This is a genomic window from Aquimarina sp., assembly GCF_977115655.1.
The window spans coordinates 23,735-48,494 of record NZ_CDSBKO010000011.1; the positions used below are offsets into that span (position 1 = coordinate 23,735).

Here is a 24,760-nt window from a genome sequence, read left to right on the forward strand (position 1 = left end):
GTTTTTGGATACAAAAAACCTCACAGGGTCTTAAAAAAGACCTGTGAGGTTTGAAATAAAACAATATAACTTAATAAAGATAGTCTAGATGCTAAACTTATCTAAAGTAACTTTTTCTTTTTGTGTGTATAATTTTATAAATTTCACAGTTTTGGTTTCCTCTGCCAATCCATAATTTCTATATATAGTATATTTCATAAAAGCGGGATTCTGCTTCGATTCTTCTTCAAAAGACTGTACATTAATGATCCACTCCCCTAACATAGATTCGTCTACCACAAATTCTTTGGAAACTACACCATACTTAGTTTCTTTTTGAAACAATTCTTTATTTTCTTCAAAACGGTGTGTCCATTTTTCATATTTCTTTTCTGGATTTACAAATTGAAACTCGAACTCTGCCTGAGGATCGTTCCAATCAAAAACAATACGAACAGGAACACTTTTTACGGTTAAAAACTCTTTAGATATATCTGTATAAGATACGTGAGAGCGATGATGATTTAATAAATGCCTTAGCTCTGATTCTGCTTGTTTTCGTACTTCTACAAATTCTGTTTCTTCTTTATGATCTTGCAGTATTTTTTTATAAATATTAAATGCTTTTTCATATTCTTTGTTTTCTTTATAGATACGAGCTATATCCAGATAAGATTGTGCATATTCTGGTTTTAATTCCAGTAGCTTTTCGTATACTACAGTTGCTTTATGTATGTCCTTATTTTCTTCTAATAAAAATGCTAATGTTCTAAGTGCTCCATAATTATCATTTGCTATTTCTGCTACATTAGAAATTATCTGTTTTGAAAACTCTTTATCCCACTGCTTAAAATAGGCTGCACAATACACATAAAAAGGAATTCTGTTCTTATGTTTTTTTCTAAGCTCATAATAGGTTTCTAAAGCACTGCTATAAGTAGTGCTGTTCCATAACACATTAACATATTCTGGTCTATTTTGATTGTTATCCAATAAAAAGGTAGATTCTTTATAGTCATTACCTACAACCAGAAGAGGGTTTACATAGTTATCATCTATTTTATAGCCATATGTAGTATTAATGACTATAGCACCATTATTACCTCTTCCACCATATTGAATAGAGGCAGTCCTTGCAGGCATAAAGTAAATAGTTTCAATCTGACTAGGTTGTAAAAATATTGGTGGTTGAGATTGTGGATTATTATCAACAACAAATAATACTTTATCCCCTCCGGGATTATCACTAAATATTGAAGAACGAGACCTTCTAGACACAAATTCTGCACCTAATCCAAACCCAATTACATTCACCTTAAATAAAGTTCTTCTAATAAGGTCTGATAGATGCTCAACATTTTTAGGAAGTTCCTCTTTAGTAAATATCTGTTCTCCAAATGCAGCTTTACGCTCATAATAATATGGGTCTTTCTCTTTAAGTTTTCTCTTTTTCACTCTTAAATTAACTTCGCTAAGATTTACATATTTAGGATTTAATTTTACGGATATATTTTTTGACCCATCATAAATTATGTCTTTACTTATCATATTAAAATGTTGAAAAGATAACATCTGATTGGTATCTACAGGAAGTGAAAATTTCCCTTCTTTGTCAGTGATGGCCTCGGTAAGTGTTCCTTTTACGATTACTTTACATCCTTGTACTGGTATTTTGTCTGAGTATACTGTTCCTGAAACTAATTCTATATTTTGATTTGTTGCATATACTACACTATCTTTTAGATCATAATTAATTAGTGTTACTGCTTTTTGCGTAGTTGTATTGGATAAATTAATATAATAACCTTCACTAGAAAAGCCTCCTTCTTGCAATGCTACATCATTGGCTTTTTCTTTACTATTAATATAGAAAACCGGGGTACCATACATAAACTCATGATTACCATAGGTATCATATCCATCTGTAAAAACGAGATATTGATCTGGTTTATCGGTTTCTTTAAATAAGTCAGAAAAATTACTACCTCCATCATATTTTAACTCTGCCAGCATTTGAAGCAGATCTTTACTATCTCCATTTTTTACTATAAATTGTTTTCGTTCTCCTGTTTTATTAGAAAATGGCACTACGACGATAGTAGTATTTTTTAAAGTAGATATATATTCTTTAAGAAATAGTAGATCTTTATCTATATTTCTATGTTGCATAGACAGAGAAGTATCCCAATATAATACTATATCTTCCGGTTTTTGACGTTTTTCTAACTGATCTGCTGCCGGATAGGTAACATCTATTTTAAAGGCGACACCAACTCCTTTACGTTCTTCCCATTTATCCTGGCTTGTATATCTCAAAAATGAATATCCTCCTTTACCTGCACTAACTGCAAATTGCATATCCTCGCCATATACTTTTACCAATTCTATACTGGCTATAAAATCTTTATCTACTTTTATATTATATCGGGATACGTCTATAATTTCTTCTCCTTTTTTATTCGTGATTGTATGATAAATAGCTCTTTCCAAAAAATTGTTCTCTGGTCTTTTGCCTTTTATGTTATAAAAGTTAACTCGAACTACTATACTATCTGTTGTATTTTCTGCTATATAAAATTTAAGATTATCTAGTTTAGTATTCTTTTTTCTTACTTTGATAAAGGAAGCAATCTCTCCTCCCGGTGTTTTATTATCTTTCCAATATGCCAATAGATTAGAATGATAAGATGCATATCCTATAGAGTCTTTAACACTATTCTCTATAGATGTAGATGTTTCTTTTGTATTGTATACCAATTGCTTTAAGGAAATCGTATTACTATTCTCTAAAGTATCAAATAGCTGTTTTTGTGTTATTACCAAGGGTTCATATCCTATACAAGATATTTGAAACCTATCGCTATCTGCAATCTTATTCTCGTCATATTGCAGATAAAACCTTCCACTTTTGTTGGTTACTGTTCCGATTCCTTTGCCTAAAAATCCTACATTAACATACGATATTGGCTCTTGGGTTTCTTTATCTAAAACAAAAGCGTTTATTTTTATCTCATACTGTCCAAAAACAGTAGAGAAGCTAAACAACGTTAGTAGAAAAAGTAATGGTAATGATTTCGTTTTCATAGTTATCCCCTTTAAAATGAAGTGTGTATAACAAAAATTACAACCACAAATACTTTGCCACAAATAACTATGAAAATAATATTACATCTATTTTATTTTTTTCCTGTTAATAAAACGGTTGCTTCTAAAAAAGTGTAGTATTTATCTTTGAACTAATCTATTTCTTCAAACTTTTTAGACAAAAAATAAAACGCTCAAATGCAAAAGAGTATAGCAATACACTAAGGGTTATACCTGCTACGATGCCATATATGTTTTTTGTAAATCCAGAGTATCCTGTAATATCTGCCGGAAACTTAAACATCGAATGTAATTTCATCAAAAATTCTGTGGTTGGAGTAAAAACAAGTGTTCCTTTATCATTGGCATATCCAATCAAACTGCATATTACCGCTAAAACAAAAAGTAAAATAAATGTAGTGACATAGGTAGATATATTAATTTTTTTCATCTGTATATAGTATTAAAAATGATTATAATAAGTGTTTCTTAATACTGTGCAAGATATAGGGCTTTGTATGTCTGCAAAACACAGTAAACCATGAAAACTATATACTGAAAACAGGGGTATAATACCCATTTAACCATGTATAAGAATTAGTAATCCCGAAGATATTTTTCTTTTTCTATTAGCGAAATTGCTTTTTTTCCGGTGTCGACCAAAAACTTTGTTTTTAAGGTTTCTCTGGTTTTTAATCTTTGAAAAAACACTATAAAATGCAAATGCGGTCCTGTAGCCCAACCTACATCTCCGCTATATCCTATAAACTGTCCTATTTTTACCTCGTCTCCTATCTTTACTTCTGCTCCGTTTTTTTTAATATGCGTATATTCTGCAAAGGTTCCATCGGTATGATATACCAAAATAAAATTATTATACTTAGCACAATCCCCTGTAGTACAACTTTTATTAAAGCTTTCTTCTACATCTACAACTACTCCACCTCTTGCTGCGTATATTTTGGTGCCAATTGGCATTTTAAAATCTAAAGCATTTTCATTTTGATGCGAAACAGAACCGTTATATCCTTGTGATAACCAATATTCGGCTCCTTTTTGAAAAGGCAAGTAATATTTAAAATTAGTATCGTACTTTTTTTGATTATGATCCCCATGGTTATAGGTCGATTCGTAACCAAATTTTATGCGTTTCTTTCTATCTCCTACATTTAGGTTTGTAATGATATACCTTTCTGTTTTTGCCGGAACCACAAAAACCTTATCGTTACCGTTGCTGGAAGTTAGGTTTTCTAACCTGAAATTTATTTTTGCAGAAACGGGACTAAACTCCCCATTATCTGCAAATATTGTATATCCTGTTTGTGTTTCTTCATAATAAAGTTTAAAGTTGTCCTGAGAAAATATGCTACACGAAAATAACATGACAATAAGAAGTATGCTGCTCTTCATATCTATGATTTTATTTCATAGTTACAAAAAATATATGATTGGCTACTAATAAAATCACAAAAACACTAATAATCAAACTTATAGGTAACACCTCCTAATACTTGTATGCCCTGAACCGGAAAATTAACCCAACGTTCATAATTTTCACCTAACAGGTTATTTCCCTTTATAAAAAAGGAGAGTTGATCATTTAAACGATATCCAAGATTTACATTGGCATCCAAATAAGAATCTAATGTAAGGGCTGTTTCAGAAATTGAAGGTAGTATAAAAAGCTCGTTATTTATATCTTTTCGTTCTCCTACATAAAACAACTGTGCCCCGGCAAACCATTGGGTATTAATTTGATAATCCATAAAAACGGAAGCTTTGGTTTCTGGCAAGTTCCAGGCTTCTTGTTCCTTTTCTAAACTATAGTTAAAATACTCTCCGGAAACTCCTAATTTAAACTTTTTACTGATTTCAAAATTTAATTCTCCATATCCTTTTATAGTATTTACATCATCGTACCGGTATGCAAACGAGTTTCCATAATCATATCCTTCCAATCCCAGAACAGATCTGGTGTTATTAACGAACAAAGGTTTTTTATCTTCTGAAACATAACTCCCTCTAACATTATAACTTACCACATCTGATACTTTTCCTTTTAATCCTATATAAGCATCATACAGCGTGCTGGTTGGTGATATAGCTAATGTTGGAGATACAAAAGGGTTATTTTGCACTGCATCTCTATAGGTATTTTGTTTTAATGCTCCTTCGATACCTCCGTAAGCAATAACCGTTTCGTCCAACAATCTATACGAAGCTGTAATTTTTGGGTAAATAAACAAATCATTCTTTTCATTTTCATCTACACCATAATATAGTATTGCCCCTAAATTAAGAGTTAGATTATCTCTTAGTATAATAAGACCAGGATTAATTCCTAAATTCAAATACCCATATTGATTTGGGGTTTGGAGCCCTAAATCGAGACTTCTTTCAAATCTTCCTTTAAGGTAATCTACTATAAAATTGGTTGTAATTAAATTATCCCCCATCTCAAATTCAAAAGTAGGTTTTGCTATTAAATGATGCTCTCTAGAACTAAAAGCATCCCCAAAAAACCGGTAATTTAAAGATGCATTCTTAAAATAAAGATCATCAAACTGAAGTTTTCCTCCTAATTTTGCTCCAAAATAACTTTGTTGTGGATCTATTGCATCTATTTGCCCCTGAGTTAAAACAGGATTTTTGGGTAAGCCATACCAATTATATAGTTGGTGTTCTGCTCCTGCTTCTATCCCGTATGTATAATCTCTGGTTCTGGAGGTGTAATTAAGATCCAGAAAAGTATTATAAAACTTGTCGTCTAATTTTACGTCTTTTATACCTCCCTGAGAGGAGTTGTGATGTAAATAAACCCCTACATTATCAGATCGGTTTACTTGAAAATTACTATAAAACTCTGCAAGAACAGATGTATAGTTACCAAATCCTAATGTAGCATAGTTATCATAAATTTCTATTGGTTTGGGTCTGTCAATATTTGCAGCCTTCCCTTTTTCTGGTGTATATGTAGATGCTACCGGAACCGAGAAAATACTATATCGTATTTGTTTTTTTTGTTGCGTTACAGAATCGTTTTCAACCGGGGTTGATTTTATTTTGAATGCATCGCTAATTGTTGGTGTATATGTCTTAACAATAACTACCCGTTCTGTATCCAGGGTTTCTTTTTCTTGCGCTATCGCAACAGTACATACTAAACCTGTGCATAAGAATGCTATTATAGATTTTTGAAATTTATTTGAAGAAAAAAGTTTAATCTTTTTAAAGTATATAAACATATAATATAGCTTGTTTGGTATCGAATTACTATTGCTCGGTTTGGATAGATGAATTTGTTTTTGCTTCTTGGGCTTTAATAGCTTTAAGTTCTATTTCTGCTTCCAAAACTACATCTGGATAATCGGTAAAGTTTTTAATTACACTCTCTAAAATGTAGGTTGCCTGATATGCATCTTTAAGTCCGTAAAAGTTTTTTGCCATTAATACCAATCCTTTAGAACCATATAATCGATACCCCGGAAAATTTTTAGACAACTTTTGTACGGTTTCATTAGATACTTTATAATCTCCATCTTGATTTTTAAAATATGCATCATAATACAATGCTTCTGCTGCCAACTCTCCTGTTGCTATTTTTTGCACTTCTGCATACGCTTTTTTGGCACGTTGCATATCTAAGGTTTTAAAAGCGGCTCTTGCGGTAAAAATCTTGGCATCACTTTTTACATCTTTTTGGATTTTAGGGTTCTCCAAAACTTTATCTGCATATTCTATCGTTTTTTGATAATTTACTAGTTGGTAATAGGATTTCATCAAATTGGATTGTGCAAAAATTATATTTTGAGGATAGTCTGCATCGGTTTCTAAGCGCTCTAATACCGGGATTGCTTTTTGGTAATTACGGTTTTCCAGATATATTTGAGATAATCTTGCCAATGTTTGCTCGGTAAATTCGGTTCGATCTTGTTGCAATACATATTCATAATGTGGTGTTGCCGCATCTTTATCCCCTTTTTTAAAATATAATTGTGCTGCATAAAAATGGCTTTTTAGTACATGTAACCCGTTAGGAAATTCACTTAAATATTTTTCAAAACCATTAATTGCGGCACTTTCTTTATTTTCCAAAAATTGTTTTTCTGCTGCTTCAAAAGAGGTATTATCCAGATCAGCATCGGTAACATCTATAAAGCTTAGTCCTTTTACCCAGGATGCATACTCGTCTGTTCTTCCCAGATCTACATAAATCAATCTTGCGGTATTTACTGCCTGGATTGCCTCGTCTGTACCCGGATATTCTGCAACTACTTTCTTAAATTTTGATAGTGCTTTATCGCCATTATTAGCATTATAATAAACCAAACCTTGTTTTAGCAATGCTTTTGGCACATAAGAACTTCTGGGCATATCCCTAATTAAACGATCGTAAGATTCTATCCCTTTTTCTGTTTTATTTTCTGACACATATACGTCTCCCAAAGAGAACATGGCATCATCTCTATATGCAGATCTCGTATATGTTTTTAAAAACATTTCTAAATCTTCTATCTTTTTGTCCTGTTTATTTACGAAACCATAACTAATTGCTTTTTGATAATGTGCATAATCTGCATCTGCTCCATTTTGTTTGATCGCCAGATTATAGGCTTCCATTGCTGGCCAGTATTTACTCGATATAAAATGGCTATCCCCTAATCTTAGGTAGGTATCTGATTTTCTGGCATCCTCTATATTTTCTTTTTTAGAGTAGGTTTCAAAATGTTTGGCTGCCTGTGGGTATTGTTTTAATTTAAAATAGGTATATCCCAGATTATAATCTATGTTTTCAAACTCTGCAGTTATAGAAGATTCCTGACTTTCATAAAATTGTTTAAAACCAATTAGAGCGTCTTCAAAATTATTTAGTAAATACTCACTTTCTGCTTTCCAATAAATTGCTTTGGCTGTAAATTTAGGATTTACCTGTTCTTTTAAAGATTTATCAAAATAAGATATTGCCTCTTCGTATTGCATTTCATTATACAACTCAATTCCCCGGTAAAAGGCTACTTTTTGATACACTTCTTTATCTGCAAAATTCCTGCTTCCTTCTAGCAGATCCATAGCTTCTTTATAGTTCTTGGAAGTTATATAGGAGCTTATTAGCAATTCTTTAATTTCTTCTTCAAATTCTGTATTTGGATATTGATCCAGATATTGAAGCAATACTTTTGGTGCACTTTGATATGAATTGCCTATTTCATAACTTAATTTTGCGTAATTATAGGTAGCATCTTCCTTAATTTCAGCTTCATAATCCATTTCTGAAGCATTTTTAAAAGCATGCAAGGCTTGTTGTTTTTGATCTGTTTTAAGATAGGATTCTGCCAGGTGGTAGTATGCATTTTGGGCAGTAGCATTGTTGCCCCCTACAATTTTATTAAACTCTGAAATGGCATTTTGATAATCCCCTTGTTTATAATATGCATACCCAAGTAAGTAATAGTCTGTATTGTTCCACTTTCCTTTTCGACCTTTATACTCTTTTAAGTACGGGATTGCTTTGTCGTATTTTCCAAGATTAAAATAGCTTTCTCCTATGATTTTATTTAGCTCTGATTTCTCTGAGGGTTTAGAGTTTGGTAATTGCGTCAATCCTTCGTTTATAGCTTCCTGAAAATTACCGGATTTAAAATTCATATCGCTTTGAAAATAGGATAAGTTTTTATTGTATTGGTCCAGATCCTTTACTTCATCAAATAACTTATCTGCTTCTTGATAATTATCTCCTTCATAGGCTATAAATCCTAAATAATATTTTGCTTTGGCACTATACTCTGGAGAATCTTCTACCTGATTTAAAAATTTCTTAGCTTCATTAAATCGTTGAATTTTAAAATATGCGTATCCATTGTTGAAGTTATATTTTTCTTTTTCGTTTCGGCTTAAATTACTTATATCTACTTTATCATACCATTTACGTGCATAGGCGTATTTACCGTTATCAAAATAATACGTTGCTGCGTCCAGATATGCTGCATTACGTTTTATGCTGGTTGGATATTGCACTACAAAATTCTCTAAGAGCTGATCTGCATCTTTTTGATTTAGCCATACGGCACAATTAGCTATATAATAGGTGCAATCTGCATCTATATTTTCATCATTTGAAGTGTTTTTTACTTTATCAAAAAGATTTTGTGCTGCCAAAAATTGTTTGTTATTATATAATTCTAACGCCTGATTATACAGTACCAACTCATTAGTATATATTGCAGATTGCTGTGCAGATACTTGTGCACACAAAACAATTACAAAAAGCATCGAAATGATGTGTCTCATAAGAATATGTTGTAAGACCCTGTAAAACAATACATAAAACATAAAAAAGAAAATTTGAAATTGTATCAAAAATGCTTCCTGGCAGCCTTATTTATTGGTTTAACCAATCTTTATTTTAATTTAAAGTAAATATCGTTTCCCGCGAATAAATTTTGTGTTAAAGATACCCTAATCTTCAATTTAATAACGAAAGATCATAAAGTTAATTATATAGATCATTCATAATTATGAATTCTTTATGAATATTAAAATTTTAAAATATTTTTAATAAATCCTTGTTATACCATTTTAACTTTGAAATAGTGCGTATAGAAATTGAATTTATTTTTTAAGTATTCAAGGCAAAAAGCTTGTGCCAGACTTGATCTGGCATCAAGCATAGCTGTAGTTACTGTTATATTTTTTTAACAAAGAATAGATGAAAAAGAAATAATTTATTAGTGCTATTTCAAAGTTAAAATGGTATTATTTGTTTATACAAACCAAAACTATTGCTTTTACCTTATTTTTTTTAACCAAAAACTTTTTACATTTACCAAATACTATTAATTCAGAATAAAAACTATGTCCAATACGGTATTAACCCTTAAAAATGCTTCTATCTATCAACGTGAAAGTCTTATTCTTTCTGATGTCAATGTTGAGGTAAACAAAGGCGATTTTGTATATCTTATTGGTAAAACCGGAACCGGAAAAAGTAGTTTTATGAAAACTCTGTATGGCGATATTCCTTTATTAAAGGGAGAGGGCAGCATTGTAGATTTTGATCTGCCTACACTTAAGGAAAGTCAGATTCCTTTTTTACGAAGAAAACTGGGGATTGTTTTTCAAGATTTTAAACTCTTAAACGACAGAACGGTCAAAAACAACCTTTTATTTGTTCTTAAAGCGACAGGTTGGACAGATGAAAAAGGAATGGATAGCAAGATCAATGATGTATTAGATAAAGTGGGCATGAAATCTAAAGGTCTTAAATTTCCTTATCAATTATCCGGAGGAGAACAACAACGTATTGCTATTGCCAGAGCATTGCTTAACGATCCCGAATTAATACTAGCAGATGAGCCTACAGGAAATCTGGACCCGCAAACTTCAGTTGAAGTTATGGAAGTGCTTAGAGACATCAATAAAAATGGCAACACTATACTTATGGCAACTCATGATTATGCCTTATTGCTTAAGTATCCTTCAAAAACTTTAAAATGTGATGGCAATAAAGTTTTTGAAGTAGTACAAAGAAAAGGGTAAAAAATAAACATGTAATTTGAGAACAAGCCTGTAATGCCAACAGTTACCCTATTCTTAATCCATTTTTGACTTTTACATCCGGGGTAAGCAATGTTACCTCTTTATTTTCGCCTACTGCCCCCAACACCAAGCATTCACTCATTATGTTTGCTATTTGTTTTGGCGGAAAATTTACCACTGCCACGACTTGTTTACCTATAAGTCTTTTTAAATCGTACAGCTTTGTTATTTGTGCTGAAGTTTTTTTATGTCCCAACTCTCCAAAATCAATAATCATTTTATATGCCGGGTTTCGTGCTTCTTCAAAAACTTCGACATTTAGTATAGTACCAACCCGTATATCTACTTTCATAAATTCTGACCACTGCAAACTTTTTTCCATTGTTTTTATTTAAAATTTATTTTGGCACGAATGCCTACATAAAGCAACTAGTAACCTCAAAGAAAACCTGAGAGCCAGTTTCTGGGTACTAATACCCATTTATTACAGAAATAAAAATACAGAAACTATTTTAAACCCAACTTGTACAAAAAAATCTATTACATTATTCAGGCTTAAGGTAAGTTGAAAATAGAAATACCATAAAAGAATAAAGCAAACCCCTCAACAAAACAAAGTTTTTTACGTATTTTGTCGAAGTAAATGGTTTTTTACCGATAATTTATTGCTTTTTATTAGTTTTCGTCTAAAAATATTCTTACTTTTGAAAAAGATTTCTAATTATAAAAATACTTTTACCCAAAAATATTGAATACCCCAATCGCATACCCCAAAATTTCGACGAAAAATCCTGAGCTAGCCTCGGGATTTTTATTTTAATAAGCTTGACCATACCTCTACAATACTTATTTTTAAGACTTCGGTTATTTATAAAAAATAATAACCCCGAAGAAAAATATTCTCTGGGGTTATTTATTAATGTAATACAAAAAGTTTTATACGATCTTATTTCTTTTTCGTTCTACTTCGGTAAGAAATACTTTTCTTAATCTTAAATGATTTGGAGTTACCTCTACATACTCATCTTTTTGAATATATTCTAAAGCTTCTTCTAATGAAAACTTAATTGCTGGTATAATTTTAGCTTTATCATCTGCTCCAGAAGAACGTACGTTTGATAATTTTTTTGTTTTGGTAATATTTACCGTCATATCATCTCCACGAGAATTTTCTCCGATAACCTGTCCTTCATAGATATCCTCTCCCGGATCTACAAAGAATTTTCCTCTGTCTTGTAATTTATCGATAGAATATGGTATCGCCGATCCTTTTTCCATAGAAACTAAAGAACCATTAATACGTCCAGGAATATTTCCTTTAAGCGGCTGATACTCTTTAAAACGGTGTGCCATAATAGCCTCACCTGCTGTAGCAGTTAGTAATTGATTTCTTAAACCTATAATACCTCTGGATGGGATCATAAATTGGCAAACCATACGATCTCCTTTAGCTTCCATACTAAGCATTTCCCCTTTACGCAAGGTTACCATTTCTACTGCTTTACCAGATACATTTTCTGGTAAATCAATGGTTAATTCTTCAATTGGCTCACACTTAACACCATCTATTTCTTTGATAATTACTTGTGGTTGTCCAATTTGTAATTCGTATCCTTCACGGCGCATGGTTTCGATTAGGACAGATAAATGTAGTACTCCTCTACCAAATACGATAAACTTATCTGCACTATCTGTACTATTAACTCTAAGTGCTAGGTTTTTCTCCAGTTCTTTTGCCAGTCTTTCTTTAATATGTCTGGATGTTACAAATTTTCCATCTTTACCAAAGAAAGGAGAATCATTAATTGTAAACAACATACTCATTGTTGGCTCATCAATAGCAATGGTTTTTAATCCTTCCGGGTTTTCTATATCTGCAACAGTATCCCCTATTTCAAAACCTTCTAATCCTACCAAAGCACAGATATCTCCTGCTTCTACTTTTTCTACTTTCATTCTTCCTAAACCTTCGAAAGTATGTAGTTCTTTTATTCTTGATTTTTTTATAGACCCGTCCCGTTTCACCAAAGAAACCTGCATTCCTTCTACCAAAGTCCCTCTTTGTAAGCGTCCGATAGCGATACGTCCTGTAAAAGAAGAAAAATCTAAGGAAGTAATTAACATTTGTGGTGTACCTTCTTCTATTTTTGGTGCTGGTATATGCGCAATCACCATATCTAATAAAGGTTCTATATTATCTGTCTCGTTTCTCCAGTCATCGCTCATCCAGTTATTTTTGGCAGAACCATATACTGTTGGAAAATCTAACTGCCACTCTTCTGCGCCTAATTCAAACATTAAATCAAACACTTTTTCATGAACCTCCTCTGGAGTACAGTTTTCTTTATCTACTTTATTTACTACCACACAAGGTTTTAACCCAAGGTTAATTGCTTTTTGCAAAACAAAACGGGTTTGTGGCATTGGCCCTTCAAATGCATCTACCAAAAGTAGCACTCCATCTGCCATATTTAATACACGCTCTACTTCGCCACCAAAATCAGCGTGACCAGGAGTATCAATAATATTGATTTTTGTTCCTTTATAAATAACCGAAACGTTTTTTGAAGTAATCGTAATACCTCTTTCTCGCTCCAGGTCATTGTTATCCAAAATTAAATCGCCTGTGTTTTCATTTTCACGAAATAATTGGCAATGGTACATAATTTTATCTACCAACGTAGTTTTACCGTGATCTACGTGAGCAATTATCGCAATATTTTTTATAGCTGTCATAAACGCCTCATTTTTAAGGCTGCAAAGGTAAGTTATATTTTGACAGGTTGTATACTAAAATTTAATTATTAAAAAAGCTTCACATTTTCATAATATCAAACCTGCATAAACACCGTTAAAATATTCATTTTCAATTTAATTACCACTTAATTGCTGTCTTTTCCAAATACCCAACCTATAGAAAAATTAACTATTGGTGATATATAAGTATTCTCCTCATTAAAGCCATACCCCATACCTAGCGCCAGATTCCAATTAAGTTTTGATTTATAGGTTCTCTGCACCCCCCATACAGGACCTACTACTCCGTTATAATCTAATCTAGATTCCAAATCCCCAATTAAAGGGTCTCCAGAAGTTACATAAGAAGATATTGCTATATAATTTCCAGAGTTATTATCCGTTCGTTTCCCTTTACGTTTTCTTCTTTCAAAATTGTAATAATAGCGATACGCTCCTTCAAAAGAAGGAAAAACCCCATATTCTGACCCATTAGCACTACTATAAACCCAAGAAAACCCCGTAGTCAGGCCTAGTTTTATTGAAGTTTTTGAGGTTAATCCTATTTCATAATGTATTCCAGGCATTATTACATTTGCTGTAAACATATTTTTTGTGCTAATTGTATTTACATTAGTCTGTGCATAAGTATTAAACACATTAATCATTAAAATAATAAGAAGTATTTTTTTCATCTATAAAGTATGAGTATTCCAAAAAAAGGAAATTTATCAAGTTTCGTACCAAATTTAACGTACTTTTACTATTAATTCTTTCTTTTGAATCCTTAATATGGTATATATTTGCCCCATTAAAAAACCCGTATGGATCTTTCTGAAATAAAAAACCTCAAAAATCTTGATGCAAACAATTTTTTTCTTTTAGCAGGGCCTTGTGCTATCGAAGGAGAAGAAATGGCATTACGTATCGCAGAAAAAGTAGTTACTATTACCTCTAATCTTAAAATACCTTATGTTTTTAAGGGATCTTTTAAGAAAGCTAATCGTAGTCGTATTGATAGTTTTACAGGAATTGGTAATGAAAAGGCTTTAAAAATATTACGTAAAGTTGGAGAAACTTTTGAAATACCAACAGTTACGGATATTCATGAAAATGAAGATGCCGCACTTGCTGCTGAGTATGTGGATATTTTACAAATTCCTGCATTTTTAGTACGCCAAACAGATCTTGTAGTTGCCGCAGCAAAAACAGGCAAAACAATAAACCTTAAAAAAGGACAATTTATGAGTCCTGAGGCAATGCAACATGCTGTAAAAAAAGTAAAAGACAGTGGTAACAATAATGCTATGATAACAGATCGTGGTACTATGTTTGGTTATCAGGACATGATTGTCGACTTTAGAGGGATTCCTACAATGAAACAATATGCAACTACTATTCTGGATGTAACACACTCTTTACAACAACCAAATCAATCTAGTGGAGTAACCGGTGGCAGACCGGATATGATTGAAACTATAGCTCGTGCTGGTATCGTTACTGGTGTAGATGGTTTATTTATAGAAACACATTTTGATCCTGCTAATGCCAAAAGTGATGGCGCAAATATGCTGCACCTGGACTATCTTGAAAAACTATTAAGTAATCTGGTAGCAATTAGACAAACTGTAATTAACCTTTAATTTTTTGTGTTGAAAAAAAGTACCATTTTAATTTTCCTTTTATTAATAGCAGGAAAATACAAAACAATAGCGCAACAAGATAATACTGAGTCTGATTCTATAGGTAAAACCAAGGAAAAAACTAAAAACAAAGGGAAAATTTATTTTTATTGGGGTTGGAATGTTTCTCAATACAGTAGTTCGGACATCCATTTTTATGGAGATAATTACGATTTTACAGTTCAAAATGCAAGAGCAAAAGATAAAGTCGCCAAACCTGTAGGGTATGACAAATACTTAAACCCAGGCAATATGACTATACCGCAAACCAATGCAAGATTGGGGTATTATTTTCATGATAACTGGAATGCTTCTATAGGATTGGATCACATGAAATATGTGGTAACTCAGTTTCAAACCGCAAAAGTATCCGGAGATATCAATCTTACTTCACAAAACGAAGGTGTTACTTCTTTTAATGGTGTGTACAATAATACAGATACTATTTTATCTGAAGAGTTTGTTTCTTTTGAACATACAGATGGTTTAAATTTTATTAATTTAGAAGTTGCACGTGTAGATAATTTAGGGGATTATATTGGATTAAACCCTGATAAAATACAGATTAATCTAACCGAAGGTGTTGGTGCAGGGGTACTTATCCCTAAAACAAATGCTAAAATTCTGGGAAAAGAAAGGCATGATGAATTTCATCTTGCCGGATACGGTGTATCGATCAAAGGAGGTATTAATATAACGTTTTTTAAATACTTTTTTATTCAAACTGAACTCAAAGCTGGATTTATAAACCTTCCTGATATACGAACAACAGGAGATAGTGCAGATAAAGCCAAGCAACATTTCTTTTTCTCGCAACAAAACATCACTTTTGGGGGGATTTTTAAAGTTTTTTAAACTTATTTATACAGAGTACAGGGCTTTAATTTCTTTGAGAATATCAACAAGTACCAAATCCTGAACATCTTCGGGTTTATGGTATCGAAGTGATTTTACAATTTTTCTGCCATCGGCAATTAAATGATCGGGATGGATATTGATTTTATTTGCTTGCAAAAAACCAACATCTACATATTTTTTAGTTTTATTTAGGTAACAAAAAGGTCGATTACCTATATAATAAAATGGTATTTTATATTTGTATTTTAATTCTACAGAGGTAACTGTTGTTTCTATAATTACTTGCAGATGCAACAACATTGCCCTAAAAGGTTCTGGTTGTTTAAGAATATATTCTTCGGCAGGATTCATAAGCATATATAATTAATAATGTCCCAAGATATTTATTCCTGCTTTGTCATCTTACATGTTTTATTTAATTTTTAGATTTACCATTAACATCCCTCTAAATTCCCCTTCAAAGGGAGACTTTTACTCCTTTCTTTGAAGGAAGGTTAGGATGGATATTTTTTAAAATCTAAGTCTAAGATGACAAAGCTAGGATTATTATACCAATCTTCAAAGAATTAATTTTCTGCCTTTTCTGTTATCGTCGACAACACTTCTAGTATTTCTTGATTACCTTGCATACGGGCATGATCTTCTGCAGTATTGCCTCTATCATCTTGGATTGTTGGATCTGCTTCATATTTGAGTAATTCTACTACAATATCTTTATGTCCAAAGGTTGCTGCATAAATCAAAGCAGTGGCTCCCCCATAGTTTTTTATATTAATATCAGCTCCCTGAGCAATAAGTAAACAAATAGCTTGTAAATACCCCTTAAAACAAGCTCCCATAAGTGCCGTATTACCAGATTTATCTTGTATATCCGGATTTGCCTTATGTTTCAGTAAAAAATCGACCGTATCTAATTGTCCATTATATACGGCTAAAATCAACGGACTAAAGCCTTTATAATCTAAAGTATCTACTTTTACTTTTTTTGACTTCAGTACTATTTCAATTTCTTTTACATTACCTTTTCTACTTAAATCAAATATATCCTCTTGCGCTTTTACCAAAGCTATGACCATAAACATGCAAAAAAACAGTGTACTATTTTTCATCTTCCTTTATTATTTTTAATCTGATATACTGTAATCTTATCTCGCTTATTTTTAATACTAAAAAGCACATAACAATATATGGTCTTACGATAATAGAAAGTATATCTTACCATATCGCAAAACCATATAAAGAACAGTAATCCTTTTTTTTTACATAAAATCTTTTTCTGTAAAACCTAAAGCTTTAGCTACCCTTATACCATAATCTCTATCTGACTTATAAAAATAGGTAATCATCTTTTTTTGAATATTCTTATTGGTAACCTGCCCTAAATCTCCAACCAAATTTCGAATCAAATTAGTCTTGTCTTTTTCTGATAAAGATCTGTAAAAATCTCCCGGCTGTGCAAAGTCATTTGTTTTTGAAATCTTTTTGTACGTGATTTTTACATTATCAATAGCAGTTTCTGAAGGTTTATCTTTAGAGCTATCTGTTAAAGAAACTTTATTGCTAGGTTGGTAATTGACATCAGGATCAGGGAATTTTGAATTAGTTGCACTAGAATAACTATCCGAATTATAATTAATCACTTTATTTTTTGGCTTATTTACTTCAATTTGCTGATTATTTGGTCCTAACCTGTGACGTTGTGTATCAAAATAAGAAAACAACCTGCCTTGTAAAAGCTTGTCCTCAGATGGTTCTACCCCTGCAATCAAATTACCCGGGGACATAGCAATGGATTCTACTTCCTGAAAATAATTAATTGGATTTCTGTTCAAAGTCATTGTTCCAATTTTAATTTTTTCGATTTTATCTGCCGGCCAATCTTTGGTGGCATCCAAAGGCCAAAAATCAAAGCTATGCAAGTCCTCTGGCTTAATCATTTGCACATATAAATCCCATTGCGGATACTTTTTATTTTGAATCGCATCTCTTAGGCTAACTGTAGCGTGCTGCCAATCCATAGATTGTTGTTTTGCTGCTTGTTCCAAATCCAGGTTTTCTTCACCTTGTTTGCTTACCCATGAATATTTAACATAAACTACTTCTCCTTTTTCATTAAACCATTTAAAACCGTGTACACTGCTACCATTCATATATTGATATCCTTTTGGAATCCCCAAATCTGTATACAAACGTGTAATCATGTGTGTAGCTTCGGGTATGTTAGAAAAAAAATCAAAAAACCGGTTAGGGTCTTGTTTATTGGTTACCGGAGAAGGCTTTAAAGAATGTACCATATCCGGAAACTTTACAGCATCCCGTATAAAAAACACAGGCAGGTTGTTTCCTACAATATCATAATTACCATTTTCGGTATAAAATTTTACAGCAAATCCTCTTGGATCTCTTGCTGTTTCCGGAGAACCTTTGCCATGAATTACTGTTGAAAAGCGAACTGCTAAATCGGTACGCTTATTATTTCCTTTAAATAAAGTTGCTTTTGTGTATGCAGACATGTCTTTAGTGCTTTCAAAATAACCAAACGCCCCTGCTCCCCTTGCATGCACTACTCGTTCAGGAATCCGCTCTCTATCAAAAGCTGCTAGTTTTTCAATTAGATGTACATCCTCTAATAATACCGAACCATACTCTCCAACAGTTTTTGAGTTTTGATTGTCCCCAATAGGAGCACCTCCATTAGTTGTTATAGTTTGCTGCCCATGCATAGAAGAACAAAAACCAATGACAACCGCAATTAATACGCTTTTTTTCATGTGTGAAATGTATTTAAGTTAACAATAACACAAAGCACGTTTAATTAATATCATAAATCAAATTAATAATCTAAATGATTATATTTATAATATCAATAATATTATAATAATGACATTACAACAATTAAAGTATATCGTAGCATTAGATCATAAAAGACATTACATAAAAGCCGCAGAAGAATGTTTTGTAACACAGCCAACACTAACCATACAGGTAAAAAAATTAGAAGAAGAAATTGGCACCATTATATTTGACCGAAATACTATACCTCTAACACCTACTCCTATAGGAAAAATTTTAATTGCTAAAGCGAAGAGTATCCTTAGAGAGGCCAATGAATTTAATGAGATTGCATATAGCAATACCTCTGGTATTACTGGTCAATACACTTTGGGCATTATACCAACTATTGCTCCTTATTTACTCCCGCTATTTTTAGAGAGTTTCTTAAAAAACAATCCTCTAACCAAATTGATAATAAAAGAAATGCAAACGGAGTTTATTATTAATGCATTACACAATGGCACCTTGGATATTGGTATTGTATCTACCCCATTAGAAGATAAAATGATTAGAGAAATAAATCTGTATCAAGAACCTTTTTTATTGTATTGCAAAAACAAAGAAGCTTTTGGCTCATCAGAAATTGTAAACCAAGATGATCTTACCCCGGATAATCTTCTTATTCTCGAAGAAGGACATTGTTTTAGAAATCAGGTACTAAATATTTGTAAAGACAGCGTCAAAAGTAAAAACAAGTCCTTTTTATTTGAAAGTGGCTCTATACAAACTATAAAAAATTTAGTCAAAGCAGATTTAGGCTATACTTTAGTACCAGAGCTATCTATAACAGACAAATCAGAACAGCAACATATAAAACATTTTAAAGATCCAAAACCTACAAGAGAAGTAAGCATTGTTGTAAATAAAAATTTCACCAAAGAAAAACTTATAGAAAATCTACTTCTGGAGATCAAAAACAATATCCCTGAGCAAGTTAAAGAAATTAATAACTACATTAAAGTAAGATGGAAATAATACTTTACCAAAAAAATTACACTTATTAATTTGTAATATTGAATATTTTACCATTACTTTGTTTTTCAAAGTACTTTTACATGAGCACAGAAGAATATTTAAAAGACATCACCCAGATTAAAGACATGATGAACAAATCATCCCGTTTTTTTTCTCTTAGCGGTTTATCAGGAATAATGGCTGGTATTTATGCCCTTATCGGGGCAGCAATTGCTTATTATCTGGTAAGTATTAGTAACAGAGAATATCTAATCCTTGATGGAAAAACATTTAATTATATCCTATTAGATCTTATAATTGTTGCTATACTAAGCATAGTTACCGCCATTTTTTTGAGTATACGAAAAGCAAAGAAAAATGATGAAAAATTATGGAATGCCACTTCCAAAAGATTACTTACAGCCTTTTTGGTTCCATTAATAACCGGTGGAATATATATTATCATCAAAATCTCTAGTGACCATTACGGACTTACAGGATCTCTGATGCTTATTTTTTATGGGCTGGCACTAGTAAATGCTTCAAAATATACTATCGGAAATGTAAAATATTTGGGATATATAGAAATTGTATTAGGGTTAATTTGTGCTATATACCCGGGGTACGGATTTTGGTTTTGGGTATTTGGATTTGGCATAATGCACATCCTGTACGGAAGTTTAATTTATTTTAAACACGATCGATAAACTGTTTTGATCCCTTTTTAAATTATTTACAGCCAAAAAATCAATAAAGCACCTTACCATCTGTAAGCTTAGTAAAGCCAAAAGAAAAAATGAGCAGTATTATCAACAACATAAACAAAGCATTTGATCATCGAATTAGGCTAGGAATCATGTCTATATTGGTTGTTAATGAATATGCTGATTTTAATATGTTAAAAGAGCTTCTTGGCGTAACCGATGGTAATTTGGCCAGCCATACAAAAGCACTAGAAAAAGAAGAATATATAACCGTCGAAAAATCATTTATAGGCAGAAAACCCAACACCAAATATTATGTCACAAAAAAAGGAAGAGATGCTTTTAAAAAACATGTAGAAGCAATCGAAAAACTACTAAACCCATAACTATATTTTTTTATCCAACAACTTTGAAAAACAAAGTACTTTAAAAATAAAGAATGAGAGCATTAATTTTAGAAATGATTTATAACTGGAGTAAAAAACCATATCAAAAATGGTTTAAGAAGCAAGCAGCCTGGGATATATCTGTACAAACGCTTATTCAATTTCCTAAAGAAAGTCTGGGGTTTCATTTAGGGGGGTTTTTATTGATGCACAATTTTAGCCCGCAACCTAAGCTAGAAAATCACGATGTTTTTCATGTATTAACAAATACAGGGATATCCGTTCCCGAAGAGATATCTATGCAATACTACTTATTAGGAAATGGAAAAAGAACCCTATATCTAATTTTTGTGATTTTTATAGGCACCCTATTCTACCCTGATAAAATTAATATTTTCAAAAAAGCATATTCAAAAGGAAAATCGGCGTATCCATTTTACAACCTGGATTACAAAAAATTATTACATCAACCCATACATAAATTACAAACCACATTTTTAATCTCGTCTATATGAAAATAATACAATCTATAAACAAAAATGCTCTCACAATTGCTGTTACAAGTTTTATTATTGGCACTATACTTTTGCTGGCTTTTATAATCTACCCATCTGATGTGCTAGTTACCATAGGTCTTTTTTACATTCTTATAGCACTCTCTTTAAACACTATAACTATTATAGAATTAATTACAAATTCTTTTATCAACTATCAATACAACAAAGAAAACTTAACTACAATCCTACTGGTTACATTAAATATACCAATTGCCATTGGCTATGCTATTATTGTTTTAAATAACCCTTTTAACAACCTTTTATAATGAATACTGTACTACAAAATCAATTGCCCTTTATTAAAAGATTTATCGCCGCTGTACTATTCAGTTTTACACTATTACTGGTGCGCATTTTCAAAACAGATTCTACATTCTACTTATTTCTGGTTTGGAATCTTTTTTTAGCCTGCATTCCTTATGCTATCGCGTTTGTTTTAAGTTTACAAAAAACAAATTCATTTATTTTCTGGATTGGTTTTGCATGTTGGTTAGTCTTTTTACCTAACTCACCGTACATACTAACAGATTTACAACATATCAAACTAAGTACCTTGCAGTCTGTGTGGTTTGATGTTTTACTCATACTGTCATTTGCCATTAATGGGCTGGTAGCAGGTTTTGCATCCTTATCGATAATACAAACCTCTCTTCAGAAAAAATTTTCAAAAACAACAACAAATATTATCATCCATTTTATTCTGCTACTCTGTGGATTTGGGATCTATCTGGGACGGGTATTACGATGGAATAGCTGGGATATACTTCAAGATCCCGCGGGACTCTTAGGTGACATCGCAAAAAGACTTCTGTTTCCTTCTCAACATATAAATACCTGGACTTTTACAATAGGCTTTGGTGTTTTTTTAATTGTCATCTACAGAATGATGAATCACTACGAAGTAAAAAAAATAAAATAATTAAACACTATAAATTTTATACCTATGGAAAAACAAAAAAAATCTTTCGGACAATGGCTTAAAACCTCTATTACTATACGAATGTTAATGGTAGGAATCTTAATTTTAGTATTACTAATCCCTTTATCTTATATTAAAAGTTTAATAAAAGAACGCTCATACAGGCAGGAAGAAGTTGTAAGTGAGATTAATCAAAAATGGGGAAACGAAATTTTATTATACGGACCTGTACTTAAAATACCATACCAGATACATAACCTAAAAAAGACCTGGGATGATAAAACCAAATCTTATACCGAAGAAGATATAATTACTATAAAACATGCATTCTTTTTTCCAAACACACTAGATATAAATGCTAATATAGAGTCTGAAACTTTAGGAAGAAGCATATACGAATCTGTAGTGTACACTGCTAACATGAAAATCACAGGTTCTTTTACTACTCCCGTTTTTGAAATACAGGATATTAAAAAAACAGATGTTTTATGGAATAAAGCTACTGTTATTATAAACTCGACAAACTTAAAAGGTATACGTAATAACCTGGAATTAAAATTAGAAGAAGACAGCTACCCGTTAATATCCAGATATAGTCAAAACTCCTATACCAATACTCTGGAAACGAAATTTCTTAAAGAAAGTTCTTTACCTGTAGAAAAAGATATATCGTTTAATCTGGACATTGCAATAAACGGAAGTGAGCAACTGCGATTTATACCCGTAGGCCGGGAAACAAATGTATCTATGGTTTCGAATTGGGCATCCCCTAGCTTTAATGGAAATTATTTGCCAAATACCAAGACTAAAGAGATCACCAAGGATGGTTTTAAAGCCAACTGGAAAGTTTTACAGATAAACAGGGAGTTTGAGCAGGAATTTTTTGGCGAATTACCACAAATTGACTCTTCTGCATTTGGAGTAAAACTACTTATACCTGTAGATGAATACCAAAAAAGCGAGCGCGCTGCAAAATATGGATATCTGGTAATTGCACTTACATTTTTAGTGTTTTTCTTAATACAAACGATCAGTAAAATTGATATTCATCCTTTTCAATATTTAATGATAGGATTGGCATTAACTATGTTTTACACTTTATTAATCTCTATATCAGAGCATTCTAGTTTTTTACATGCTTATTTAATTGCCGGCATTGCTGTAGTTTTACTTATTTCGGTATATTCCAAGGCAATACTTAAAAGTTTTAAGTTTATGATTTTTATTGCTGCCTCCCTTGCCACATTATACACATTTATATTTGTAATTATACAATTAGAAAACTATGCTTTACTAGTAGGTAGTATAGGTCTTTTCTTGATACTTGGAACTATAATGATGATATCCAGAAAAATAGATTGGAAAAATGAAGGAAATTAGTTTCAATCCCTCATTGAATATCTATAGCTAAATCAACATAAAACAACATTAATCTTTCTAGTAAAAAATCTTTTATGCCATTTCATATTAATTTAGCTATAATTCTATTTACAATTTGAATTCCTTTTCAAAAAAATAATATTAGTTAGTTATACCATTTTAACTTTGAAATAGCACTAATAAATTATTTCTATTTCAAAGTTAAAATGGTATTAATTGTAAAAAGTCGTGCTTCTGGTTTTTGAAGTGCGGCTTTTTTATCTATTTTTAAATCCTAAAAAAAGAAACAAATGAAAAAGAGTATTTTTATTGCTATTATTGTATGTATTGCACTTCAGTTATTTTCGTGTAAAACAGATTCTAAAAACAATCAAAACCTAACCAAAGAAATTACATTTACTAAAGAAGGGGAACTCTCTTTATTTGATCTGAAAGATTCAATCCCCAATCTTATAACTAAACTGGATATCGAAATAGCAGATGATGAATATCAAATCCAAACAGGTTTAATGTATCGGGGATCTATGTTAAAAAATGAGGGTATGCTATTTATTTTTCCTGAAGAAGCTCCACGTTCTTTTTACATGAAGAACACAAAATTTTCTTTGGATATCATTTTTATCGATGCCAAAAACAAAGTGATTAGTATCCAAAAAAACGCGCAACCTCTTAATGAAAACTCATTATCGTCTGAAGGATCTGCAAAATATGTATTAGAGGTTAATGCAAAACTATCCGACGCATGGAACCTTAAAAAAGGGGATTCTGTTTCGTTTACCAAAATCAAAAGCAACAATTAGCCTTAAAACCGATATAAGAGAATTTATGTCGGTCATTAAATTTTTTATTATATAGTTAAAAATTTAAAGTTAAGTTCTAAAAAGGATATGTTTTACGCTTTGTTTTCAAACCTTCAAGGTTTCGAAAACCTTGAAGGTTTGAAAACAAAGTCAAATTTAACAACCCTATATTCCCAACCTCTAACAATAGCTATACAAGAACCGCCTACACCTCTACAAAGACCATCTGCACTTAATAAGGGCTAAATCAACATAAAATAACATTAATCTTTCTAGTAAAAAATCTTTTATGCCATTTCATATTAATTTAGCTATAGTTACATTCAACATCGAATAAGGGGCAATAAAAA

General features: G+C 31.7%; 22 protein-coding genes. 11 read left to right on the plus strand and 11 right to left on the minus strand.

Going from position 1 to position 24,760, the window contains the following annotated elements:
- Positions 1-84: 84 nt before the first annotated feature.
- The 5 genes from ACZIYX_RS06555 to ACZIYX_RS06575 all read right to left on the minus strand — a co-directional run bounded on the left by ACZIYX_RS06555 (position 85) and on the right by ACZIYX_RS06575 (position 9,351).
- Positions 85-3,063, minus strand: coding sequence for a carboxypeptidase-like regulatory domain-containing protein (locus tag ACZIYX_RS06555; RefSeq protein WP_462681409.1), 2,979 nt, complete (start codon positions 3,061-3,063; stop codon positions 85-87).
- A gap of 157 nt (positions 3,064-3,220) precedes the next feature.
- Positions 3,221-3,514 (minus strand): hypothetical protein, encoded by a 294-nt coding sequence (locus ACZIYX_RS06560; RefSeq protein ID WP_462681410.1) that lies wholly within the window; start codon positions 3,512-3,514, stop codon positions 3,221-3,223.
- Between the two features lie 146 nt (positions 3,515-3,660).
- Positions 3,661-4,473, minus strand: a complete 813-nt coding sequence (locus tag ACZIYX_RS06565; protein WP_462681411.1) for a M23 family metallopeptidase — start codon at positions 4,471-4,473, stop codon at positions 3,661-3,663.
- 65 nt (positions 4,474-4,538) lie between these two features.
- On the minus strand, positions 4,539-6,308 hold the full coding sequence (locus ACZIYX_RS06570) for a TonB-dependent receptor (protein ID WP_462681412.1): 1,770 nt from the start codon (positions 6,306-6,308) through the stop codon (positions 4,539-4,541).
- Between the two features lie 28 nt (positions 6,309-6,336).
- Complete coding sequence (locus ACZIYX_RS06575) at positions 6,337-9,351, minus strand: tetratricopeptide repeat protein (RefSeq protein WP_462681413.1); 3,015 nt, start codon at positions 9,349-9,351, stop codon at positions 6,337-6,339.
- A gap of 564 nt (positions 9,352-9,915) precedes the next feature.
- Here ACZIYX_RS06575 and ACZIYX_RS06580 point away from each other — a divergent pair.
- A complete protein-coding gene (locus ACZIYX_RS06580; protein WP_462681414.1) occupies positions 9,916-10,599 on the plus strand; it encodes a cell division ATP-binding protein FtsE in 684 nt (227 codons plus the stop codon).
- A 43-nt stretch (positions 10,600-10,642) separates the two neighbouring features.
- Here the strand turns inward: ACZIYX_RS06580 and ACZIYX_RS06585 are convergent, their stop codons facing one another.
- The 3 genes from ACZIYX_RS06585 to ACZIYX_RS06595 all read right to left on the minus strand — a co-directional run bounded on the left by ACZIYX_RS06585 (position 10,643) and on the right by ACZIYX_RS06595 (position 14,030).
- A complete protein-coding gene (locus tag ACZIYX_RS06585) occupies positions 10,643-10,981 on the minus strand; it encodes a tRNA-binding protein (protein ID WP_462681415.1) in 339 nt (112 codons plus the stop codon).
- A gap of 554 nt (positions 10,982-11,535) precedes the next feature.
- Positions 11,536-13,335 (minus strand): translational GTPase TypA, encoded by a 1,800-nt coding sequence (gene typA / locus ACZIYX_RS06590; protein WP_462681416.1) that lies wholly within the window; start codon positions 13,333-13,335, stop codon positions 11,536-11,538.
- A gap of 146 nt (positions 13,336-13,481) precedes the next feature.
- A complete protein-coding gene (locus ACZIYX_RS06595) occupies positions 13,482-14,030 on the minus strand; it encodes a hypothetical protein (protein ID WP_462681417.1) in 549 nt (182 codons plus the stop codon).
- Between the two features lie 129 nt (positions 14,031-14,159).
- On the opposite strand from ACZIYX_RS06595, the gene kdsA reads away from it, so the two are divergent.
- Both kdsA and ACZIYX_RS06605 read left to right on the plus strand, forming a co-directional pair.
- Positions 14,160-14,978, plus strand: coding sequence for a 3-deoxy-8-phosphooctulonate synthase (kdsA, locus tag ACZIYX_RS06600; RefSeq protein WP_462681418.1), 819 nt, complete (start codon positions 14,160-14,162; stop codon positions 14,976-14,978).
- 9 nt (positions 14,979-14,987) lie between these two features.
- Positions 14,988-15,872: a hypothetical protein gene (locus tag ACZIYX_RS06605; RefSeq protein WP_462681419.1), complete on the plus strand. Its 885-nt coding sequence runs from the start codon at positions 14,988-14,990 to the stop codon at positions 15,870-15,872.
- 6 nt (positions 15,873-15,878) lie between these two features.
- Here ACZIYX_RS06605 and ACZIYX_RS06610 read toward each other — a convergent pair whose 3' ends face one another.
- The 3 genes from ACZIYX_RS06610 to ACZIYX_RS06620 all read right to left on the minus strand — a co-directional run bounded on the left by ACZIYX_RS06610 (position 15,879) and on the right by ACZIYX_RS06620 (position 18,646).
- Positions 15,879-16,226 (minus strand): DUF1801 domain-containing protein, encoded by a 348-nt coding sequence (locus tag ACZIYX_RS06610; RefSeq protein ID WP_462681420.1) that lies wholly within the window; start codon positions 16,224-16,226, stop codon positions 15,879-15,881.
- 215 nt (positions 16,227-16,441) lie between these two features.
- On the minus strand, positions 16,442-16,984 hold the full coding sequence (locus ACZIYX_RS06615) for an ankyrin repeat domain-containing protein (protein ID WP_462681421.1): 543 nt from the start codon (positions 16,982-16,984) through the stop codon (positions 16,442-16,444).
- Between the two features lie 150 nt (positions 16,985-17,134).
- The gene (locus ACZIYX_RS06620; protein WP_462681422.1) at positions 17,135-18,646 is read right to left on the minus strand and encodes a catalase; all 1,512 of its coding nucleotides are present in this window, start codon (positions 18,644-18,646) and stop codon (positions 17,135-17,137) included.
- Between the two features lie 109 nt (positions 18,647-18,755).
- Here ACZIYX_RS06620 and ACZIYX_RS06625 point away from each other — a divergent pair, with 109 nt between their 5' ends.
- From ACZIYX_RS06625 to ACZIYX_RS06660, 8 genes are all read left to right on the plus strand, one after another.
- The gene (locus ACZIYX_RS06625; protein WP_462681423.1) at positions 18,756-19,685 is read left to right on the plus strand and encodes a LysR substrate-binding domain-containing protein; all 930 of its coding nucleotides are present in this window, start codon (positions 18,756-18,758) and stop codon (positions 19,683-19,685) included.
- Between the two features lie 80 nt (positions 19,686-19,765).
- Positions 19,766-20,371 carry a hypothetical protein gene (locus ACZIYX_RS06630; RefSeq protein WP_462681424.1) on the plus strand — a complete coding sequence of 202 codons (606 nt, stop codon included), beginning with the start codon at positions 19,766-19,768 and terminating at the stop codon, positions 20,369-20,371.
- Between the two features lie 89 nt (positions 20,372-20,460).
- Positions 20,461-20,754 carry a winged helix-turn-helix domain-containing protein gene (locus ACZIYX_RS06635; RefSeq protein ID WP_462681425.1) on the plus strand — a complete coding sequence of 98 codons (294 nt, stop codon included), beginning with the start codon at positions 20,461-20,463 and terminating at the stop codon, positions 20,752-20,754.
- Between the two features lie 53 nt (positions 20,755-20,807).
- On the plus strand, positions 20,808-21,269 hold the full coding sequence (locus ACZIYX_RS06640; RefSeq protein ID WP_462681426.1) for a Coq4 family protein: 462 nt from the start codon (positions 20,808-20,810) through the stop codon (positions 21,267-21,269).
- Positions 21,266-21,577 (plus strand): hypothetical protein, encoded by a 312-nt coding sequence (locus ACZIYX_RS06645; protein ID WP_462681427.1) that lies wholly within the window; start codon positions 21,266-21,268, stop codon positions 21,575-21,577. The genes ACZIYX_RS06640 and ACZIYX_RS06645 overlap by 4 nt, the downstream gene beginning before the upstream one ends.
- Positions 21,577-22,230, plus strand: a complete 654-nt coding sequence (locus tag ACZIYX_RS06650) for a DUF1361 domain-containing protein (protein WP_462681428.1) — start codon at positions 21,577-21,579, stop codon at positions 22,228-22,230. Before ACZIYX_RS06645 ends, ACZIYX_RS06650 begins: the two co-directional genes overlap by 1 nt.
- Before the next feature lie 24 nt (positions 22,231-22,254).
- The gene (creD, locus tag ACZIYX_RS06655) at positions 22,255-23,610 is read left to right on the plus strand and encodes a cell envelope integrity protein CreD (protein ID WP_462681429.1); all 1,356 of its coding nucleotides are present in this window, start codon (positions 22,255-22,257) and stop codon (positions 23,608-23,610) included.
- A 290-nt stretch (positions 23,611-23,900) separates the two neighbouring features.
- Positions 23,901-24,410, plus strand: a complete 510-nt coding sequence (locus ACZIYX_RS06660; protein WP_462681430.1) for a DUF192 domain-containing protein — start codon at positions 23,901-23,903, stop codon at positions 24,408-24,410.
- The last annotated feature ends 350 nt before the right edge of the window (positions 24,411-24,760 follow it).

Bases quoted from the DNA above. Each gene is read 5' to 3' on its own strand.
- ACZIYX_RS06555 (WP_462681409.1), bottom strand. From the start codon at position 3,063: ATGAAAACGAAATCATTACCATTACTTTTTCTACTAACGTTGTTTAGC.
- ACZIYX_RS06560 (WP_462681410.1), bottom strand. From the start codon at position 3,514: ATGAAAAAAATTAATATATCTACCTATGTCACTACATTTATTTTACTT.
- ACZIYX_RS06565 (WP_462681411.1), bottom strand. From the start codon at position 4,473: ATGAAGAGCAGCATACTTCTTATTGTCATGTTATTTTCGTGTAGCATA.
- ACZIYX_RS06570 (WP_462681412.1), bottom strand. From the start codon at position 6,308: ATGTTTATATACTTTAAAAAGATTAAACTTTTTTCTTCAAATAAATTT.
- ACZIYX_RS06575 (WP_462681413.1), bottom strand. From the start codon at position 9,351: ATGAGACACATCATTTCGATGCTTTTTGTAATTGTTTTGTGTGCACAA.
- ACZIYX_RS06580 (WP_462681414.1), top strand. From the start codon at position 9,916: ATGTCCAATACGGTATTAACCCTTAAAAATGCTTCTATCTATCAACGT.
- ACZIYX_RS06585 (WP_462681415.1), bottom strand. From the start codon at position 10,981: ATGGAAAAAAGTTTGCAGTGGTCAGAATTTATGAAAGTAGATATACGG.
- typA (WP_462681416.1), bottom strand. From the start codon at position 13,335: ATGACAGCTATAAAAAATATTGCGATAATTGCTCACGTAGATCACGGT.
- ACZIYX_RS06595 (WP_462681417.1), bottom strand. From the start codon at position 14,030: ATGAAAAAAATACTTCTTATTATTTTAATGATTAATGTGTTTAATACT.
- kdsA (WP_462681418.1), top strand. From the start codon at position 14,160: ATGGATCTTTCTGAAATAAAAAACCTCAAAAATCTTGATGCAAACAAT.
- ACZIYX_RS06610 (WP_462681420.1), bottom strand. From the start codon at position 16,226: ATGAATCCTGCCGAAGAATATATTCTTAAACAACCAGAACCTTTTAGG.
- ACZIYX_RS06615 (WP_462681421.1), bottom strand. From the start codon at position 16,984: ATGAAAAATAGTACACTGTTTTTTTGCATGTTTATGGTCATAGCTTTG.
- ACZIYX_RS06620 (WP_462681422.1), bottom strand. From the start codon at position 18,646: ATGAAAAAAAGCGTATTAATTGCGGTTGTCATTGGTTTTTGTTCTTCT.
- ACZIYX_RS06625 (WP_462681423.1), top strand. From the start codon at position 18,756: ATGACATTACAACAATTAAAGTATATCGTAGCATTAGATCATAAAAGA.
- ACZIYX_RS06630 (WP_462681424.1), top strand. From the start codon at position 19,766: ATGAGCACAGAAGAATATTTAAAAGACATCACCCAGATTAAAGACATG.
- ACZIYX_RS06635 (WP_462681425.1), top strand. From the start codon at position 20,461: ATGAGCAGTATTATCAACAACATAAACAAAGCATTTGATCATCGAATT.
- ACZIYX_RS06640 (WP_462681426.1), top strand. From the start codon at position 20,808: ATGAGAGCATTAATTTTAGAAATGATTTATAACTGGAGTAAAAAACCA.
- ACZIYX_RS06645 (WP_462681427.1), top strand. From the start codon at position 21,266: ATGAAAATAATACAATCTATAAACAAAAATGCTCTCACAATTGCTGTT.
- ACZIYX_RS06650 (WP_462681428.1), top strand. From the start codon at position 21,577: ATGAATACTGTACTACAAAATCAATTGCCCTTTATTAAAAGATTTATC.
- creD (WP_462681429.1), top strand. From the start codon at position 22,255: ATGGAAAAACAAAAAAAATCTTTCGGACAATGGCTTAAAACCTCTATT.
- ACZIYX_RS06660 (WP_462681430.1), top strand. From the start codon at position 23,901: ATGAAAAAGAGTATTTTTATTGCTATTATTGTATGTATTGCACTTCAG.